This window comes from Streptomyces mutabilis, assembly GCF_046628145.1.
Classification (GTDB): domain Bacteria; phylum Actinomycetota; class Actinomycetes; order Streptomycetales; family Streptomycetaceae; genus Streptomyces; species Streptomyces mutabilis.
Genome location: NZ_CP176874.1, coordinates 7,493,325 through 7,509,661, shown reverse-complemented (window position 1 = coordinate 7,509,661; position 16,337 = coordinate 7,493,325). Strand labels below are relative to the sequence as shown.

15 protein-coding genes are annotated in these 16,337 nt (G+C 72.4%); 6 read left to right on the top strand and 9 right to left on the bottom strand.

Annotated elements, in window-relative coordinates:
- Positions 1 to 72 precede the first annotated feature (72 nt).
- The 5 genes from ACLIN4_RS33640 to ACLIN4_RS33620 form a co-directional block, all read right to left on the bottom strand.
- Complete coding sequence (locus ACLIN4_RS33640; protein ID WP_107478606.1) at positions 73 to 1,665, bottom strand: hypothetical protein; 1,593 nt, start codon at positions 1,663 to 1,665, stop codon at positions 73 to 75.
- A 167-nt stretch (positions 1,666 to 1,832) separates the two neighbouring features.
- Positions 1,833 to 2,846 carry a DUF2891 domain-containing protein gene (locus ACLIN4_RS33635; protein WP_411576526.1) on the bottom strand — a complete coding sequence of 338 codons (1,014 nt, stop codon included), beginning with the start codon at positions 2,844 to 2,846 and terminating at the stop codon, positions 1,833 to 1,835.
- Positions 2,846 to 3,496, bottom strand: a complete 651-nt coding sequence (pcp, locus tag ACLIN4_RS33630; RefSeq protein WP_107478608.1) for a pyroglutamyl-peptidase I — start codon at positions 3,494 to 3,496, stop codon at positions 2,846 to 2,848. Before pcp ends, ACLIN4_RS33635 begins: the two co-directional genes overlap by 1 nt.
- A gap of 51 nt (positions 3,497 to 3,547) precedes the next feature.
- Entirely contained in the window at positions 3,548 to 4,522 is a 975-nt protein-coding gene (locus ACLIN4_RS33625) for a DUF979 domain-containing protein (RefSeq protein WP_411576525.1), read from the bottom strand.
- Positions 4,519 to 5,148: a DUF969 domain-containing protein gene (locus ACLIN4_RS33620; RefSeq protein WP_411576524.1), complete on the bottom strand. Its 630-nt coding sequence runs from the start codon at positions 5,146 to 5,148 to the stop codon at positions 4,519 to 4,521. The genes ACLIN4_RS33625 and ACLIN4_RS33620 overlap by 4 nt, the downstream gene beginning before the upstream one ends.
- Before the next feature lie 191 nt (positions 5,149 to 5,339).
- On the opposite strand from ACLIN4_RS33620, the gene ACLIN4_RS33615 reads away from it, so the two are divergent.
- The 6 genes from ACLIN4_RS33615 to ACLIN4_RS33590 all read left to right on the top strand — a co-directional run bounded on the left by ACLIN4_RS33615 (position 5,340) and on the right by ACLIN4_RS33590 (position 11,405).
- Positions 5,340 to 6,092: a LamB/YcsF family protein gene (locus tag ACLIN4_RS33615; protein ID WP_411576523.1), complete on the top strand. Its 753-nt coding sequence runs from the start codon at positions 5,340 to 5,342 to the stop codon at positions 6,090 to 6,092.
- On the top strand, positions 6,089 to 6,751 hold the full coding sequence (locus ACLIN4_RS33610; protein WP_411576522.1) for a 5-oxoprolinase subunit B family protein: 663 nt from the start codon (positions 6,089 to 6,091) through the stop codon (positions 6,749 to 6,751). The genes ACLIN4_RS33615 and ACLIN4_RS33610 overlap by 4 nt, the downstream gene beginning before the upstream one ends.
- Entirely contained in the window at positions 6,748 to 7,605 is an 858-nt protein-coding gene (locus ACLIN4_RS33605) for a biotin-dependent carboxyltransferase family protein (RefSeq protein WP_107478610.1), read from the top strand. Before ACLIN4_RS33610 ends, ACLIN4_RS33605 begins: the two co-directional genes overlap by 4 nt.
- A 146-nt stretch (positions 7,606 to 7,751) precedes the next feature.
- On the top strand, positions 7,752 to 8,834 hold the full coding sequence (locus ACLIN4_RS33600; RefSeq protein ID WP_411576521.1) for a P1 family peptidase: 1,083 nt from the start codon (positions 7,752 to 7,754) through the stop codon (positions 8,832 to 8,834).
- A gap of 109 nt (positions 8,835 to 8,943) precedes the next feature.
- Complete coding sequence (locus ACLIN4_RS33595) at positions 8,944 to 9,858, top strand: AurF N-oxygenase family protein (RefSeq protein WP_107478611.1); 915 nt, start codon at positions 8,944 to 8,946, stop codon at positions 9,856 to 9,858.
- A gap of 23 nt (positions 9,859 to 9,881) precedes the next feature.
- A complete protein-coding gene (locus ACLIN4_RS33590; RefSeq protein WP_411576520.1) occupies positions 9,882 to 11,405 on the top strand; it encodes an FAD-dependent oxidoreductase in 1,524 nt (507 codons plus the stop codon).
- Between the two features lie 126 nt (positions 11,406 to 11,531).
- Here the strand turns inward: ACLIN4_RS33590 and ACLIN4_RS33585 are convergent, their stop codons facing one another.
- The 4 genes from ACLIN4_RS33585 to ACLIN4_RS33570 form a co-directional block, all read right to left on the bottom strand.
- Positions 11,532 to 12,353: a siderophore-interacting protein gene (locus ACLIN4_RS33585; protein ID WP_411576519.1), complete on the bottom strand. Its 822-nt coding sequence runs from the start codon at positions 12,351 to 12,353 to the stop codon at positions 11,532 to 11,534.
- A gap of 65 nt (positions 12,354 to 12,418) precedes the next feature.
- Positions 12,419 to 13,978 (bottom strand): APC family permease, encoded by a 1,560-nt coding sequence (locus tag ACLIN4_RS33580; RefSeq protein WP_289908306.1) that lies wholly within the window; start codon positions 13,976 to 13,978, stop codon positions 12,419 to 12,421.
- 249 nt (positions 13,979 to 14,227) lie between these two features.
- Complete coding sequence (locus tag ACLIN4_RS33575) at positions 14,228 to 15,256, bottom strand: MASE1 domain-containing protein (protein ID WP_107478614.1); 1,029 nt, start codon at positions 15,254 to 15,256, stop codon at positions 14,228 to 14,230.
- 52 nt (positions 15,257 to 15,308) lie between these two features.
- On the bottom strand, positions 15,309 to 16,139 hold the full coding sequence (locus ACLIN4_RS33570) for a PP2C family protein-serine/threonine phosphatase (protein ID WP_107478615.1): 831 nt from the start codon (positions 16,137 to 16,139) through the stop codon (positions 15,309 to 15,311).
- Between the last annotated feature and the right edge of the window lie 198 nt (positions 16,140 to 16,337).

Below are 16,337 nucleotides of genomic sequence, written 5' to 3'. Positions count from 1 at the left end.
CGAGCGGCGGCATTGCGGGGAGGCGTGGGACGAGCACGCGCCGGCCCACGCCCGCCCCACCGTCCGCCGGGGCTACGGCCGGTCGTCGATCCAGGTCAACTTGTGCCCGTAGAGCACGCGCTGGCAGTAGTCCGTGCCCGACGGGTCACTCGGGTCCCGGTTCTCCGTGCAGTCGGCCGCCGCCCCCGGACGGTGCTCGGAGACGGACCACAGCCGTCCCGTGCCGCGCTCGACGTACAGGTCCTCGGCACCACGTGCCGTCTTGACCGCCTGGCCGTCCGGGACCAACTGCCCGTCGCTCCACCTGTGGCGCCACAGGTTGCCCGGCTCGTCCGTGCCCTTGGACTCGTTCACGTAGAGCGTCCCGTCGTACGCCGCCGCGCCCTGCGCGCCGCCGTTGGTCATCGGCAGGTAGTTGGCCCAGCCCTGCGCGGGTACGTCGGCCGAGCGCCCCGCCAGGTCGGCGACCGGATAGGAGGCGACGCGGCCGGTCGACGGGTAGCCGCTCTCCGGGCGGCAGTACTCGCCCATGATCAGCCGGTCCGGGACCGTACTGCGGTCCAGGGAGATGTACGAGGCCTTCGGCGCGCCGGTGGAGACGCAGGCGTAGGAGCCCTTGGGGTTGCTCTGGGTGGCCTTGAACTTCCACGCGGCCACCTGCGGCATGACGTAGCGGTAACCGAAGCTGTACCAGACGTTGTTGTGCCGGCCGACCTTCGTCTTGTCCTGGACGTCAGCGGTGGTCTTCACGCCGTCGGTGTCGGCGCCCATCGCGTCGTTCGTGCTCGCGTCGCCGTCCGGGTTCAGGTCCATGATGTAGCGCATGTCGAAGACGCGCAGGCCGTTGCGGGTGTCCGCGACGTAGAGGTAGTTGCCGTACCAGACGATGCCGCCGGCGTGGACGCCCTTCTGGATCGGGTACTCGGAGGCGTGCAGCCCGTCGAAGGAGATGTGGTCGGCCGAGTTCACGTACGTCCAAGCCAGCAGGACGTGCCGGTACTTGACCTCGGGGCTGCCGGTGGCCGGGTTCGTGCGGCTCTGCACGAAGGTGACGCGGACGCCCTTCTGGTTGCAGGCGTCGTTGTTCTCCAGCTCGCCCGCGGTGCAGTCGCCGCCCGGGTCCGGATCGTCCTCCCGACCCGGGTCCCAGCCGTCGTAGGAGGCGAACAGCTGGATGTTCCCGGCGTCGCCCCACAGCTCGTTGTCCTTGGCGTCGGAGACGCCCGTGAAGCCCTGCGGGATCCATTCGCGCGAGACGGAGTCGTCGTTCTCCAGGCAGTACTTGAGATCGGGGTCCGGCGCGGTGCCGAACGGGTCGCGTGAGCACCACGGCCGGGCGTCGCGGTTCGCGGCGACCAGCAGGTTCTGCACGCCCGACTTGGGCAGCACCGAGTCGAGGCGGGTGACCCGCCGCGTGGTCTCGGCGTTCATCGCGCCGGGCGACAGCGTGAAGTCGCCGGGCGCGGCCTCGCCGCCGGGGCCGGTCCAGTCACGGGCGAGGCTCGGCGAGGGGGTGCCCTCGTCGGCGCGGGGCTCCTGTATCCAGGAGTCCGGCACGTCCGGCGGAAGATCGTCGGCGTGACCGGGCACCGCCAGGCCGGTGAGGGCGAGCGTGGCCGCGGCAGCGGTCGTGAGCCAGGCACGACGTATTCGGCTTCTCAGCATGTGGGGGGAGCCCTCCGTTGTCCGCTCGACACTTGAGTCGAACGGAGGCTCCCAAAACACTTGTGCGAGCGCAATGTTGATTGTGCGTCAGGCGTGGCCCGGTGCGTGCCGACGGCGCCTTCTCCGACCGCCCTCGGACCGGCGATCACCCGCTGGGAGCCGGTCGATCAGCGGCCGCCGACGGGGTCGAGCGCCAGCGCGGCGAACGTGGCCAGCCAGTGGTCGGTGGTGAAGTCACCGCGTTCCACGGCCGGCAGGCCCGCCGCGAGGTGCGCGTCGGCCGCCTTGCCCAGGCGGGCGCGGACCGGCCCGTCCGGCAGGGCGTCCGCGAGGGAGCGCAGCGCGGCCGCCCTGCTGAGGGTCAGGCCCAGCAGATGGCCGATCTGCGGGTCGGCGTGGTCGGAGACGACGGGTACGTCCAGCAGCGGGCACGGGGCGTCGGAGCGCAGCGCGGGCAGGAAGCGGTCGAGCCAGGCCGCGAACGTCTCCTTCGAAAGCACCCGGCGCACGGCGTCGGCCTCGCTCAGCGCCGGGGACAGGAAGTCCTGCCCGGACGGTTCCCAGTGTGCGGGCGCGTCGCGGTCGTGACCGAACCAGGTGAGGAGGCGTTCGCGCACCGCGCGGTCGGTCGCGGCCGACAGCTCCGCCGAGTCGAGCGCGAGGCCCAGGGCGAAGGCACTGTTGGGGTGGTTGCCGTGGCGTACGGGATACGTGGCCTTGGGCAGCCAGTCGGCCAGCAGCCCGTCGACGGCGCTGACGGCCGGCTCCAGCGCCGCGGCCCAGCGGGCACCGGCCTCCCCCGGCAGGGCGCGGCACTCGGCGGCGAGGGCCAGCAGCCACGCCCAGCCGTAGGGCCGCTCGAAGGAGGGCCGGTCGCGGAGGTAGGCGGCTTCCACGGCCAGGTTGCCGGGGGTGAGGTGCCGGTCGAGTACGGCGACGGCCTGCTCGGTGTCCGGCAGTGCGGGTGTCCCGCCGTGGCGGCGCAGCAGGCGGACGAGCAGCCAGTGCATGTGGACCGAGGAGTGCCAGTCGTAGGCGCCGTAGAAGGCCGGGTGCAGTGAGCGGGGGGCGAGGTGCTCGTCGGGTGAGGTGATCAGGTGGGCGGGGAAGTTGGGGTACTCGCGGGTGATGTTGGCGAGGGCGAGGCGGGCGAAGGGGGCGGCGTGGGTGCTCAGCGGCATCAGTGGGTGGCTCCTTCGGTGACCTTGAGGTCCTGCTCGGCCGGGGTGCGGGCGGCGGTGGACAGGAGGGCGCGCAGGCCGTGGGCGACGGTGGCGGGCGGCAGGGAGGGCGCGGTGCCGTCGGTGACCTGTTCCGGCGCCCAGGGCACGTGCACGAAGCCGCCCCTCACGTGCGGGAACTCGGTGGCGATGAGGTGACCGAGGCCGTAGGCCACGTGGTTGCAGACGAAGGTGCCGGCCGTGTTGGAGACGGCGGCCGGGACGCCGGCCTCGCGCATCGCGGCGACGCACGCCTTCACGGGGAGGGTGGAGAAGTAGGCGGCGGGGCCGCCCGGGACGACCGGTTCGTCGATGGGCTGCCGGCCGGCGTTGTCGGGGATGCGCGCGTCGTCGAGGTTGATGCCGAGGCGTTCCACGGTGACGCCGGGGCGTCCGCCCGCCTGGCCCAGGCAGAGCACCAGGTCCGGGGTGTGGGCGCGGACGGCGTCGCGCAGCACGTCGAGGGACTTCCCGAACACGCAGGGCAGCTCGGCGGCGGTGACGTCGAGCCCGGCGGGTGGTTCGGCGGCCACCAGGGAGGCCGCCTGCCAGGAGGGGTTCACGCGCTCGCCGCCGAAGGGGGCGAAGCCGGTGATGAGGACACGGGTCATGAGCATTCCTTGCGGGTGGGGCGGGCGCCGGCCGTGACGGGAGCCGGGGGCTCAGAAGGCGAAGAGCGCCATGATCACGGTGCAGCAGCCGAGCAGCGCGATGCCCGTCGGCAGCTGGGCCTTGATCGGCCCGTACTGGTCCTTGAGTTCGAGCAGGGTGGCCGGGACGATGTTGAAGTTGGCGGCCATCGGGGTGCACAGCGTGCCGGCGAAACCGGCCAGCATGCCGATCGCGAGGACGGCGGGCTCGTTGCCGTGCATCTGCTGGATGAGGATGGGCCAGCCGATCGCCGCGGTCATCACGGGGAACGCGGCGAAGGCGTTGCCCATGATCACGGTGAACAGGAACATCCCGACGCAGTACGCGATCACCGCGAGGTACTTGGAGTCCTCCGGCAGGACGTCGTTGACGATCTTTCCGACCTGGTCGCCCACGCCCGCGGCGGCGAAGATCGAGCCGAGTACGGCCAGGAGCTGGGGCAGCAGCAGGGCGGAGCCCATCGCCTCCAGCATGGAGCGGCCGGAGTGGAGCGGGACGGCCACCTTCTTCTCTCCGGTGATCAGCATGCCGACGACGAGGGCGGCGACACAGCCGAGCCCGAGCCCGAGGAGTGTGGCCTTGCCCGATTCGAACAGGCCGGACTCGTCCAGCACGGAGGCGCAGACGATGGCGACGAGCGGGATGGTCAGCGCGGGGATGAAGATCTTGCTGCCCAGCCGCGCGGCGGACGCCTCGCGCTGCTCGCCGGTGGTGGTGACCGGGACGCCCTTGCCGAGGAAGTTGAACCCGGCGAGCACGATCAGGGTCAGGACGGCGACGCCGAGCGGTTCGGCGGGCAGGGTCCAGCCGCCGTTGCCGGCCGTGGCGTTGGCGACGCCGGTGCCGTAGGGGAAGGTGAGCCCGAGCAGGCCCCAGAAGGCGGCGGACGTCCAGCGCTTGGGATTGCTGCGGTCGGTGGCCATCTGGACGGCCATGACGACGATGACGAGGCCTATCAGCCAGTACAGCCATTCGACTTTGATCACTTGTCGGCCCCCTCGGGAAGCGGCAGGTCGTGCTCGGCGGCGGCGACGGCCATCTCGCGCTCCAACTGCTTGTCCATGAGCAGCAGCCGGGCGCCGTGGATGACGAAGGCGCAGACCGCGAGCGGGATCGCCCACAGCGCCAGCTGGGTCGGTTCGATCTGCTCGTGGTACGTGGAGTTCACGAAGCCGGTGATCAGCAGGATGGAGCCGATGGCGATGAAGCAGTCCTCGCCGAAGAAGACGCCCACGGTGTCGGCCGAGGCGGAGTAGGACCGCACCTTCTCGCGCAGCCGGTCGGGCAGCTTCGCTCCCGTGGAGCGTTCGGCGGCGGCCTCGGCCATGGGCGCCACCAGGGGCCGCACGGTCTGCGCCGGACCGCCGATGAGATTGCGGGCCTGCTCGCGCAGGCCGTAGCGCTCCAGCAGGCCGATCACCGGGAGCACGATGGCGTAGACGGTGACGGAGCGGCTGTCGGCGAAGGAACGGCCGAAGGCCGCGAGGACTTCCAGCGGGTTAATCTTGCCGAGCAGTCCGGTGACGATACCGGCGACGCCCACCACGAGGACGGGGTTGCGGCGCGTGACGAATCCGAGGATCACCACGACCACACCGAGTAGAACGATCATTCGGTGGCCTTCAGGCATGAGGGGGCAGGGCACGGATCCGGGGCAAACGGAACCGATGCTTCATCGGTCCGGACCATAGCCCCGGATGCGTGGCAGATGCACGGACACTAGCTATCGTTCAACGATCTAACAAGAGTGGAATCCTTATTGACCTCTTGTGGGATCGTTCAACAATCGTCTACGTTCGTGGCGTGATCGACCTCAACGCAGATCTCGGTGAGGGCTTCGGCCGCTGGACCCTCACCGACGACGACGCCCTCCTGTCCGTCGTCACCAGCGCGAACGTCGCCTGCGGTTTCCACGCCGGCGACCCCTCGGTGATGCGCCGCGTCTGCGACCTCGCCGCCGAGCGCGGGGTGCGGATCGGGGCCCAGGTGTCCTACCGTGACCTGGCGGGCTTCGGCCGGCGCGCCATGGACGTTCCCGCCGAGGAACTGGCGGCCGAGGTGGCGTACCAGATCGGCGCGCTCAGGGTCTTCGCCGAGGCCGCCGGGGCGGAGGTGGCCTACGTGAAGCCGCACGGCGCGCTCTACAACCGCACCGTCCACGACGCCGGCCAGGCCCGCGCGGTCGTGGCCGGCGTGCGGCTCGCGGGCGGCGCGCTGCCCGTGCTCGGACTGCCCGGCTCACTGCTGCTCGCCACCGCCGCGGACGCCGGGCTCACGGGTGTCCCCGAGGCATTCGCGGACCGGGCCTACACCCCGCAGGGCACCCTCGTGTCCCGGCGCGAACCGGACTCGGTGGTGACGGACGAGGACGCCGTGGTCCGGCGGGCGCTCGCGTTCGCGGTGCGCGGCTCGGTCGAGGCCGTGGACGGTACGACCGTCGAGGTCGCCCCTCGTTCGCTGTGCGTGCACGGCGACACGCCGAACGCCGCGAGGATCGCGGCACGGGTGCGGGAGGCACTGGAGACGTCGGGGGTCTCGATCGGGGCCTTCGCGTGACCCGGGGCCCGGTCCTCACGGCACGTCCCGTCGGCCGGCACGCGCTGCTCGTCGAACTGCCCGACGCCGGGCGCACCGCGGCCTTCCACGCCGAGGTGCTGCGCCGGCGGGCCACCGGGACGATGCCGCCCGTCGAGGAGGTGGTGCCGGGAGCGCGCACGGTCCTGCTGGACGGCGTCGGGGACCCGGAGGCACTGGCCCGCGGGCTCGCCGCCTGGCAGGTCCCGCCCGCGGCTGACGGCGACGGGGAAGTCGTGGAGATTCCCGTGCGCTACGACGGGCCGGACCTCGCCGAAGTGGCGGCCCTGTGGGGGGTCGCGGCGGACGAGGTCGCCGCGCTCCACACCGCCCACGCGTACCGGGTCGCGTTCTGCGGATTCGCCCCCGGCTTCGGCTACCTCACCGGGCTGCCCGAGGAGCTGCACGTGCCCCGCCGGGCCACGCCCAGGACCCGGGTGCCGGCCGGTGCGGTGGCCCTCGCCGGCCCCTACAGCGCCGTCTACCCCCGCGCCACGCCCGGCGGGTGGCAGCTGATCGGGACCATGCCCGACCCCGGGCCGCTGTGGGATCCGGGGCGGGAGCGTGCGGCGCTGCTCGCGCCGGGGACGCGCGTGCGGTTCGTCGTGGCGGACGCCGGTCCCGCGGCGGTGGCGGCATGACGGCCGAGCTCACCGTCGTGCGGGCCGGCGCGCTCACCACGGTGCAGGACGCGGGCCGGCGCGGGTACGCCCATCTGGGGGTGCCCCGCTCCGGGGCCCTGGACGCGCCCGCGACGCGGCTCGCCAACCGGCTGCTCGGCAACGACCTGGGCGCGGCCGTCCTGGAGACCACGCTGACCGGCTGTGCCCTGCGGCCCGACCGCGCGGTCACCGTCGTGGTCGGCGGCGCGCACTGCTCCGTCACCGTGGACGGGCGCCCCGCGGCCTGGGGGCTGCCGGTGCGCGTACCGGCCGGTGCGGTCCTGGACGTGGGGGCGGCGACGGCGGGCGTGCGTTCCTACGTGGCGGTGGCGGGGGGCGTCGCCGTCGAGCCCGTCCTCGGCAGCCGCTCGACGGACCTCCTGTCGGGGCTGGGCCCGGAGCCCCTGCGGGACGGGACCGTCCTCCCGGTAGGCACCCCCGCTCCCCCGGTCCCCGTGCCCGCCGCCGCCCCTTGGCCGGGACCGCCCGCCGAACTGGTCCTGCCGGTACGGCTGGGGCCACGCGCCGACTGGTTCACCCCGGGCGCCCTGCGCACCCTCACCTCGGCCACGTACCGCGTCTCACCGCACAGCAACCGCATCGGCCTGCGCACGGAGGGGCCTGCGCTGGAGCGGGCGTCAGCGGGTGAACTGCCCAGCGAGGGCATGGTCCTGGGCGCGGTGCAGGTTCCGCCCGACGGACGCCCCGTGATCTTCCTGCACGACCACCCGACGACCGGGGGCTACCCCGTCGTCGCGGTCGTCGCGGAGCGCGCCCTGGCCGCGGCGGCCCAGGCCGCGGTGGGGACGCCGGTGCGCTTCGCCCTCGGCTGACCGGGCTGCGGGCGCGCCGGGCCGCCCACGTCCGCACGACGGGAGAAGGACGGCGGACGAGGCGGGCAGCCCGGACGGGCGGGCGGACGCACCCGCGCCGCACGGGGCCCGCGCCCTTCGGCGGACGCGACGCATAACGTCCTCCCATGGAACAACCGCCTCTCCCCCGGCCCTCGTCCGGCACCGACCGGCGCCGCGCCCGTGACTTGGGCATCGTGATCGGATCCGCCGACACCGGCCCCCTGAACGCCATCACCGACGTACCGGGCGTCCGCGTCGGCCACTCCACCGTGCGGCGGGAGCCCGACGTGCACAGCGGAGTCACCGCCGTCGTACCCCACCCCGTCGGCCCCCGGACGCCCCGGCCGGCCGGGGTGTTCACGGGCAACGGCTACGGCAAGCTCATCGGCACCACCCAACTCGCCGAACTCGGCACGCTGGAGACCCCGGTGCTGCTCACCTCCACCCTGTCCGCCTTCCGCGTCGCCGACGCCCTGGTCGGCTGGATGCTCCAGCGGCCCGGATGCGAGGAGGTGCTCAGCCTGAACCCCGTGGTCGGCGAGTGCAACGACGGCCTGCTGTCCGACATCCGCGCACGTCCGGTGCGGGAGGAGCACGTGCGGGCGGCCCTGGACACCGCCACCGGCGGTCCGGTGGCCGAGGGGTGCGTCGGCGCGGGCACGGGAACCGTCGCGCTGGGCTTCAAGGCCGGCATCGGCACCGCGTCACGCGTCCCGGTCCTGGCGGGCCGCCGCTTCACCGCGGGCGTGCTGGTGCAGGCCAACTTCGGGGGAACGCTCCGGATTCTCGGCCGCACCCTCACCCCGGCCTCCTTCGGCGCCGACGGTCCCGCACCGGCCTCCGACGCGGGTTCCTGCATGATCGTGGTGGCCACGGACGCACCGCTCGACGCGCGGCAGCTCACCCGGGTCGCGCGGCGCGCGGTGTTCGCGCTGGCCCGCACGGGTGCGTCCTACAGCCATGGCAGCGGGGACTACGCCATCGCCTTTGGTACGGCGTCGGCCTCGGCGGCTCCGGTGGCGGACGCGGATCTCGGCCCGCTCTTCGAAGCCGTGCTCGACGGCGTCGAGGAGGCGGTGCTCAACTCCCTGCTCGCGGCCACCACGACCACCGGCTTCGGCGGACGCACGGTCCCCGCGCTCCCGGTGGACCTCCTGCTCGAGAACCTCGCCGCCCCTCCGCACCACCCTTCGGTTACCACCGGGTAGTCACAGGGCACTCCTTGCTATAAGGTCCGTCAACAAGGAGACTGTGTTACCGACGGTAATAGCAGTGCTGGGCGAGGATCGTCCCCGACTCGACTCGAGGAGCCCCTGCATGGCCATCAACATCCCGCGGCCAAGGACCAAGAGCCACACCCCGGAGGAGAGCATCGCGCGGCGGCTGCTCGACTCGTCCGCGCAACTCTCGTACGACCCGCTCACCGAGGTCGACTGGGAGACTCCGCTCGACGAGAACTTCCACGGGGCCAGCCCGGAGTGGAGCACCCTCTACGGGACGCGGTACTGGGACGAACTGACCGACGCCCAGCGCAAGGCCCTCACCCGCCAGGAGGCCGCCTCGGTGGCCAGCACCGGGATCTGGTTCGAGATGATCCTCCAGCAGATGGTGCTGCGGGACATCTACGCGAAAGACCCGACGGACGACACCTTCCAGTGGGCGCTGACCGAGATAGCCGACGAGTGCCGCCACTCGATCATGTTCGCCCGCGGGGCGAAGAAGCTCGGGGCGCCGGCGTACCGGCCGCACCGCTTGGCGGTCGAACTCGGCAGGCTCTTCAAGACCGTCGCGTTCGGCGAGGCGGCGTACGCCGCGATCCTGGTCGCCGAGGAGGTCCTCGACGTCATGCAGCGGGACTGGATGCGCGACGAGCGGGTGGTGCCGTTCGTCCGCACCATCAACAACATCCATGTCGTGGAGGAATCGCGGCACATGAAGTTCGCCCGCGACGAGACGCGCAAGCACCTCGCGCACGCCGGACGGATCCGTCGCCGGGTCCACGCCCTGCTCATCGCGGTGGCCGCCTACGTCATCGTGACCAGCATGGTGAACCGGAAGGTGTACGCCAACGCCGGGCTGGACGAGGAGCGCGCGGTCCGCGAGGCGAGGGCCAACGAGCACCACAAGTCGATGATGCGCTCCAGCTGCTCGGGGCTGATGGCCTTCCTTAGCTCGGTCGGCCTGCTCACCAAGCCCGCGCTCTTCTTCTACAAGCGCGCCAACCTCATCTGACGACCTCCCGGCGAGCGGACGACATGACCTTCGCGATCACCCAGAACTGCTGCACCGACGCCGCCTGTGTGGCAGTCTGCCCGGTCAACTGCATCCACCCGGCCCCCGGAGAACGGGACTTCGGCGCCACCGAGATGCTGTACATCGACCCGGCCGCATGCATCGACTGCGGCGCCTGCGCCGACGCCTGCCCGGTGGACGCCGTCCACCCGGCCGAGGAGCTGCCGCGGGCGCAGCAGCAGTACGCCGGCCTCAACGCCGCCTACTTCGAGCGGTCCGGGCGGCCGGCGCCGCAGGGGGCGGCGGACCACGGCCCGAACTTCCACGCCTGGGGCACACCGCACTTCGAACGCGTCCTGCCGGCCGACTTCGCGCCGCTGCGGGTGGCGATCGTCGGCACCGGCCCGGCCGGGATGTACGCCGCGGAGGACCTGCTGCTGCACACCCGTTCCGAGGTCACGCTCGTCGACCGGCTCCCCGCGCCCGGCGGGCTGATCCGGTACGGCGTGGCGCCGGACCACCCGGCCACGAAGCGGATCGGCGAGACCTTCGCCCGCTTCCACACCCATCCCAGGGTGCGCATGCACCTCGGTCTCGACGTGGGCACCCACGTCACGGCCGAGGAGCTCGCCGCACACCACGACGCGGTGATCTACGCGGTGGGAGCGTCCACCGACCGGCGCCTCGGCATACCCGGTGAGGACCTGCCCGGCAGCATCGCCGCGACCACGTTCGTCGCCTGGTACAACGCGCACCCGGAAGTCGCCCCGGACGCCGTCGCCCTCTCGGCGGACCGTGTCGTCGTGGTCGGCAACGGCAACGTCGCCCTCGACGTCGCCCGCATCCTGGTCGCCGACCCCGGGACGCTGGCCGGCACGGCCATCGCCGGCCACGCGCTGGAGGAGCTGCGCCGCAGCAAGGTGCGCGAAGTGGTGCTGCTCGGACGCCGGGGCCCGGAGCACGCCGCGTGCAGCGGCACCGAACTGCTGGCCCTGAAGAGCCTCCCGGGCGTCGACCTGGTCGTGGACGACCACGATCCACGCATCGGTGCGGCGATCGATTCGTCCGAGGCGTCGGAGAAGGCCCGTCTGTTCCGGGACCTGCCGCGCGAGGCCGTCGACTGGTCCGCACCGCCGGACGCGTCGGGGCCAAGGCGTCGCATCGTCCTCCGCTTCCACTCCGAGCCCCTGAAGATGCGCGGGGACGAGCAGATCCGGGCCGTACGGGCCACCGGCGGCGCCGGTGAGCAGGAGATCCCGGCGGGCCTGGCACTGCGGGCCATCGGGTACCGGGGAGTGCCGCAGGCGGGACTGCCCTTCGACGAGGGATCGGGGACCGTACCGCACGAACGCGGCCGGGTGACCGGCCTGCCCGGCACCTACGTCGTGGGCTGGATCAAGCGCGGGCCGTCGGGCGGCATCGGCGCGAACCGCCGGTGCGCGGCCGAGACGGTCGGCACGCTGCTCGACGACGCGGTCGCCGGCCGGCTGCCGGCGCCCACCGCCGGGGCGAGGGCGTTCCGCCGTCTGGCGCGCCGCCGCCGCTGAGGTGAAGCCGGCCGTGGCGCGGGGGCGTCGCAGATGCGGCCGGGTTCGGCCGGGTGTCGCCGATGAGGCCGCGTAGGCCACGTGTCGCCGGCCCGGTCAGGTGTCGCCGGTCTGCCCCGGGCGGCCTCAGGCCGCCTGGGCCGACGTCTCGTGCCGCCAGAATCCCGAGAAGGTGATGCGGTCCTTCGGCAGTCCGAGGCGGTGCAGGTGCTTGCGCCCCTCGGTGGCCAGGGTCGACTCGCCGACGACGAAGGCGTAGCCCCTCGGGCTCACGGAGGTCAGCCGGAGCACCTCGTCGAGCGCCGCGGCGCCGGGCACGCGCGCGCCGTCCCGGCGCACGACCCAGGAGACGGTGACTCCGTCCGGTGCGTCCAGGGGGCACCTGTCGTCGGCGGTGGGCACCTCCTGGATGAGCCGTCCCACGGTGTCCCGGGGCAGCGAGCGCAGAATCGACGCGGTGGCGGGCAGCCCCGTCTCGTCGGCCGCGATGACGACCTCGGAGGCGTCACCCGGACGGTCGAACAGGATACCCTGGTCGAGGACCGCGAGGGCGTCGCCGGGGCGGGCGGCGCAGGCCCAGACGGCCGCCCTGCCCTCGACGGCGCCGGTCGCGTCGCGGTGCACCACGAAGTCGATGTCCATCTCCGCCGCCTCCCGGCGGAAGTCGGCCACCGAGTAGTTGGCGCAGTGCGGCCGCTCCTGCTCGGGGATCTCCAGGTAGGGCTGCCACCAACGGGTGCCCGTGAACTCCGGCAGCCGCAGGCGGCGCTGGTGGGGAAGCTGGAGGAACAGGCGGAACCAGTGGTCGTACCCCAGCCACGGGAACTCGCCGAGCTCCGCTCCGGTGACGGTCACCCGGTGCATCGACGGGGAGACCCGCTCGGTGCGCACGACGCGGGCACGGAACATCCTGGGATTCTGCGGTGTCAGCCGCCGGACCTTCGCCATGAGAGAAGGCTAGCCTAAGCTAACTCGCGCGCACACGAGGGAGAGTGGCCCGCCGCCCCGCTCCCTCAGTCCCCGGCGACCAGAGCGGGTGTCGACCTCGTGAGCACCTCGCCGCGGAAGAAGGCGGGGCTGCGCCGGCTCATCACCAGCATGATGACCACGCCGAGGAGGAGCAGGCCCACGCCGATGACGAACACCGAGCCGACCCCGAGCACGGACGATCCGCTTCCGTAGGCGGGGTCCCACATGTCGGCGAGAGTCTTGGCGAAAACGGCCGCGAGCAGCACTCCGCCGAGCACCGGGAAGACCCCCTTGAACAGGAGGTCACGGCCCGACCGCAGGAGGTCGGCCCGGAAGTACCAGGCGCAGGCGAAGGCCGTCAGCGCGTAGTAGAAGCAGATCATCAGGCCGAGCGCGTAGATCGTGTCGACCAGTACGTGCTCGCTGACCAGGGTCATCACCGTGTAGAAGACGCCGGTCGCGACCCCGGCGGTCACCGTGGCACGGCCCGGCGTGCGGAAGCGGGGGTGCACCTCGGCATAGGAGGCGGGCAGCGCCTCGTACGCCGACATGGCGAGCACCGTGCGGGCCACCGGGATGAAGGTCGTCTGCAGACTGGCCGCGGCCGACGCCAGCACGGCGACGAACAGCATGATGCCGAGCGCGGGGCCCATGACCGGACCGGCGAGCGCGGCGAAGACGTTGTCCGAGGTCTCGGGATTGGCCAGCCCCAGCCCCTGGTCGCCGGAGCCCACGACCATCTGCGCGGCGACCCCCGTGGCCAGGTAGGAGCCGACGAGCACGACCATGGCGACGAGCGCGGCGCGGCCCGGCGTACGGCTGCTGCCGCTGGTCTCCTCGTTGGCCGTCAGGCAGGCGTCCCAGCCCCAGTACATGAAGATCGACAGCGAGAGTCCCGCCGTGAAGGCGGCGAAGGACTGCACGGCGAAGGGGTTGAGCCAGGACCAGGAGAACTCGGCCGAGGTGGCGAACTCCGCGTCGCCGGCCTTGCTGAAGGCCATGGCGACGAACACGGCCAGGACCAGCAGTTGCAGCGCGACCAACGTGTACTGCAGGCCCTTGGTCGCCGTCATGCCGCGATAGCTGATCACGGTGGCGATGGCGATCAGCGCCAGGCAGGTCACGATGTGCACGGCCTTGTTGCCGTCGAGCGCCGCCACCGAATCGCTGCCGGTGACCTCTCCGGCGAGCAGCCAGAAGTACGAGGTCGCCACACCGGCCAGGTTCGACAGCACGATGATCGTGGCGATGACCAGGCCCCAGCCGCACATCCATCCCACCCGCGGCCCGAAGGCCTTCACCGTCCAGGTGAAGGAGGTACCGCAGTCGGGCATGGCCTTGTTCAGCTCGCGGTAGGCGAAGGCCACGAGCAGCATCGGCAGGAACCCGGCGAGGAACACGGCCGGCATCTGCACGCCGACCTCACCGGCGGTGGAGCCGAGGGTCGAGGTCAGGCAGTAGACGGGGGCCACGGTGGAGACCCCGATGACCGCGCTGCCCAGCAGCCCTACCGAGTTGCCGCTGAGGCCTTTGGTCCGCATGCCATCGGCGGTGGCTCCGTCGCCCGTGTCATCGGCCCCAGGCCTTACGTCCAGCTCAGTCATGAACGAGACGTTAAATCCTGCGGTTTCCGTGGTTCCGGTTCCCGACAGCACCCCCGGTCGACCCGTTTCACCATGGTTCATCGGGTCGCGATCAGCATTCAACCTTCATTTCAAAGCCGCCTGAACCATCACGGCCACTGATCTCGACAACCGGGCGGCGACTGTCCGATATCCGGTTATCGCAGCCCTGGCCGATTCCCGGCACCCTGACCTTTCCCTGAGATCTGCGTCACACCTCGAGGCGCCCGGTCAGGACCCGCCCGGGGCCGCCTCCTCCCCCGGCGCACCGGGGGCACTGTCCTCGGTGCGCCGGTGCGGGCCCAGGGGTGTTCCGGCGCTCAGGTGCTGCAGGGCCTCGACCAGTTCCTGACAGGCACGTTCCACCGAGCGCCGGGTGTGGAGCTGCTCGCTGATGACGGAGGAGAGCAGCAGCGCGGTGAGGGCCATGGTTCCGTTGAAGGCCTGGAGCTTCACCATCACTTCGACATCGGTCAGCCGGCCGAAGGAGCCCGCGTCGTCACCGGCCGCCGCCGTCGCCATGACGGAGGCGAAGAGGGCGCACGGCATGCTGCCCGCCAGCTGGAAGCGGAGCGCGGCCCAGATCAGCAGCGGATACACCAGGAACAGCATGCTGACCCGGCTGTACGTGGCCAGCGGCACCAGCACGCCCGCGGCCACCACGAGCACCGCCGCCTCGGCCCACCGGCCGTGCGGAGGTGCCCGGCGGGCGCGGTACAGCAGGAGCAGCAGCGGGGTGACGATGACTACGCCCATGGCGTCGCCCACCCACCAGGCCAGCCAGACGAACCAGACGTCGCCCGCGGGCAGCTTGCCCCCGAGGGCGAGCATGCCGACGCCCGCCCCCGAGCTGATCAGCATGGCGGCCAGCGCCCCGAGGAAGACGAGCGCCAGACCGTCGCGGATGCGGGCCAGGTCCGTCCGGAACCCCACGGCACGCAGCATCAGGTACGCGCAGACCGGGGCGGCCGTGTTGCCGGCCACGACCCCGATCGCCGCCGGCCCCGGCGCAGTGATGGACGCGACGACCAGCAGGGCGCCCACGGCGATGCCCGGCACGCACGCCGGACCGAAGAGCAGCAGACAGGTCACCGCCAGACCGGTGGGCGGCCAGATGGGGGTGACCACGGCCCCCTCCGCGACCAGCTGCTGCGTGAGGCCGAGCCGCCCCGCCGCGTAGTAGCAGACGGCGACGAGCAGCGTCCCGAGAGCGAGGACGACCGGTCGGGGCCACGCGCGAATACCCACCACAGCAGCCATCAGACACCGTCCGCAACGCGACGGCGAGGCGGGAGGCACCCCCCGCACCGCCCTACGGGGGAACGGTGCGCGGGTCGTGGCCCACGACGAGCACGGCAGCGTCGTCGTCGTGTCCCACCAGCTCGGCGTTCTTCAGCACGGCCGCAGCGAGCGCGGGGGCGTCCATGCCGGCGACGGCCGCGATGCCCGCCAGCCGGACGACTCGCCGCAGGCCCTCGTCGACGCTCAGCGCGGGTCCTTCGACCACACCGTCCGTGAGCAGGACGAACACTCCGCCCAGCGCGAGCCGGTACCGGGTCACCGGATACTCCACTCCGCCCAGGACTCCCAGCGGCGGCCCCCCTTCGTCGTCGGACACCCCCGCCTTGCCGTCGGCCGTGGCCCAGACGCAGGGGATGTGTCCGGCCCGGGCGCTCTCCATCACTCCGGTGGCGGGGTCGAACCGCATGAAGGTGCAGGTGGCGAAGAGGTCCTTGCCGAGGGAGAGGACGAGGTCGTTCGTCCGGGCGAGAAGGTCGCCGGGCTCGCCCGTCACCGAGGCCAGGGCGCGCAGGCCGGCGCGCACCTGCCCCATGAACGCCGCCGCGTCGATGGCGTGGCCCTGCACGTCACCGACCGAGAGGGCGACCCTGCCGTCGGGGAGCATGAAGGCGTCGTACCAGTCACCGCCCACGTTGAGCCCGGCGTAGGCGGGCGCGTAGCGGGCGGCGAGGTGGAAGCCGGGGATCACGGGCAGCTCCGCCGGAAGCATGTCGCGTTGCAGGGCGATGGCGAGTTCCACCTGGGAGCGCCGCAGCTCGGCGAGCTCCCGTGCCCGCGTGGTCAGTGTCGCGAGTCTCTCCAGGAGCTCTTCGCCGTCAGATGCCGGACGCCTGCGGAACATCGACCGCTCCGGGGTCGCGCACGGACCGGCCGGCTCCGACGGATTGCCCTCGCCGCATGATCCGATCCGCCCGTCCTTCGCCGGAGGGCACCCCCGTATGCCCCGAACACGGCAAGTCTTCCATCTACCGGCGACGCGGGCACGCCGGGCGGACCCGGCGGTGCCGAGTGCGGGCCCGGTACCGGCGCGGACCGGGCC

Excerpts from the sequence above, each read along its gene's own strand:
- ACLIN4_RS33570 (WP_107478615.1), bottom strand. The coding sequence starts at position 16,139 with ATGTTCCGCAGGCGTCCGGCATCTGACGGCGAAGAGCTCCTGGAGAGA.
- ACLIN4_RS33600 (WP_411576521.1), top strand. The coding sequence starts at position 7,752 with ATGGAACAACCGCCTCTCCCCCGGCCCTCGTCCGGCACCGACCGGCGC.
- ACLIN4_RS33605 (WP_107478610.1), top strand. The coding sequence starts at position 6,748 with ATGACGGCCGAGCTCACCGTCGTGCGGGCCGGCGCGCTCACCACGGTG.
- ACLIN4_RS33595 (WP_107478611.1), top strand. The coding sequence starts at position 8,944 with ATGGCCATCAACATCCCGCGGCCAAGGACCAAGAGCCACACCCCGGAG.
- ACLIN4_RS33640 (WP_107478606.1), bottom strand. The coding sequence starts at position 1,665 with ATGCTGAGAAGCCGAATACGTCGTGCCTGGCTCACGACCGCTGCCGCG.
- ACLIN4_RS33635 (WP_411576526.1), bottom strand. The coding sequence starts at position 2,846 with ATGCCGCTGAGCACCCACGCCGCCCCCTTCGCCCGCCTCGCCCTCGCC.
- ACLIN4_RS33585 (WP_411576519.1), bottom strand. The coding sequence starts at position 12,353 with ATGGCGAAGGTCCGGCGGCTGACACCGCAGAATCCCAGGATGTTCCGT.
- ACLIN4_RS33620 (WP_411576524.1), bottom strand. The coding sequence starts at position 5,148 with ATGATCGTTCTACTCGGTGTGGTCGTGGTGATCCTCGGATTCGTCACG.
- ACLIN4_RS33590 (WP_411576520.1), top strand. The coding sequence starts at position 9,882 with ATGACCTTCGCGATCACCCAGAACTGCTGCACCGACGCCGCCTGTGTG.
- ACLIN4_RS33575 (WP_107478614.1), bottom strand. The coding sequence starts at position 15,256 with ATGGCTGCTGTGGTGGGTATTCGCGCGTGGCCCCGACCGGTCGTCCTC.
- ACLIN4_RS33580 (WP_289908306.1), bottom strand. The coding sequence starts at position 13,978 with ATGACTGAGCTGGACGTAAGGCCTGGGGCCGATGACACGGGCGACGGA.
- pcp (WP_107478608.1), bottom strand. The coding sequence starts at position 3,496 with ATGACCCGTGTCCTCATCACCGGCTTCGCCCCCTTCGGCGGCGAGCGC.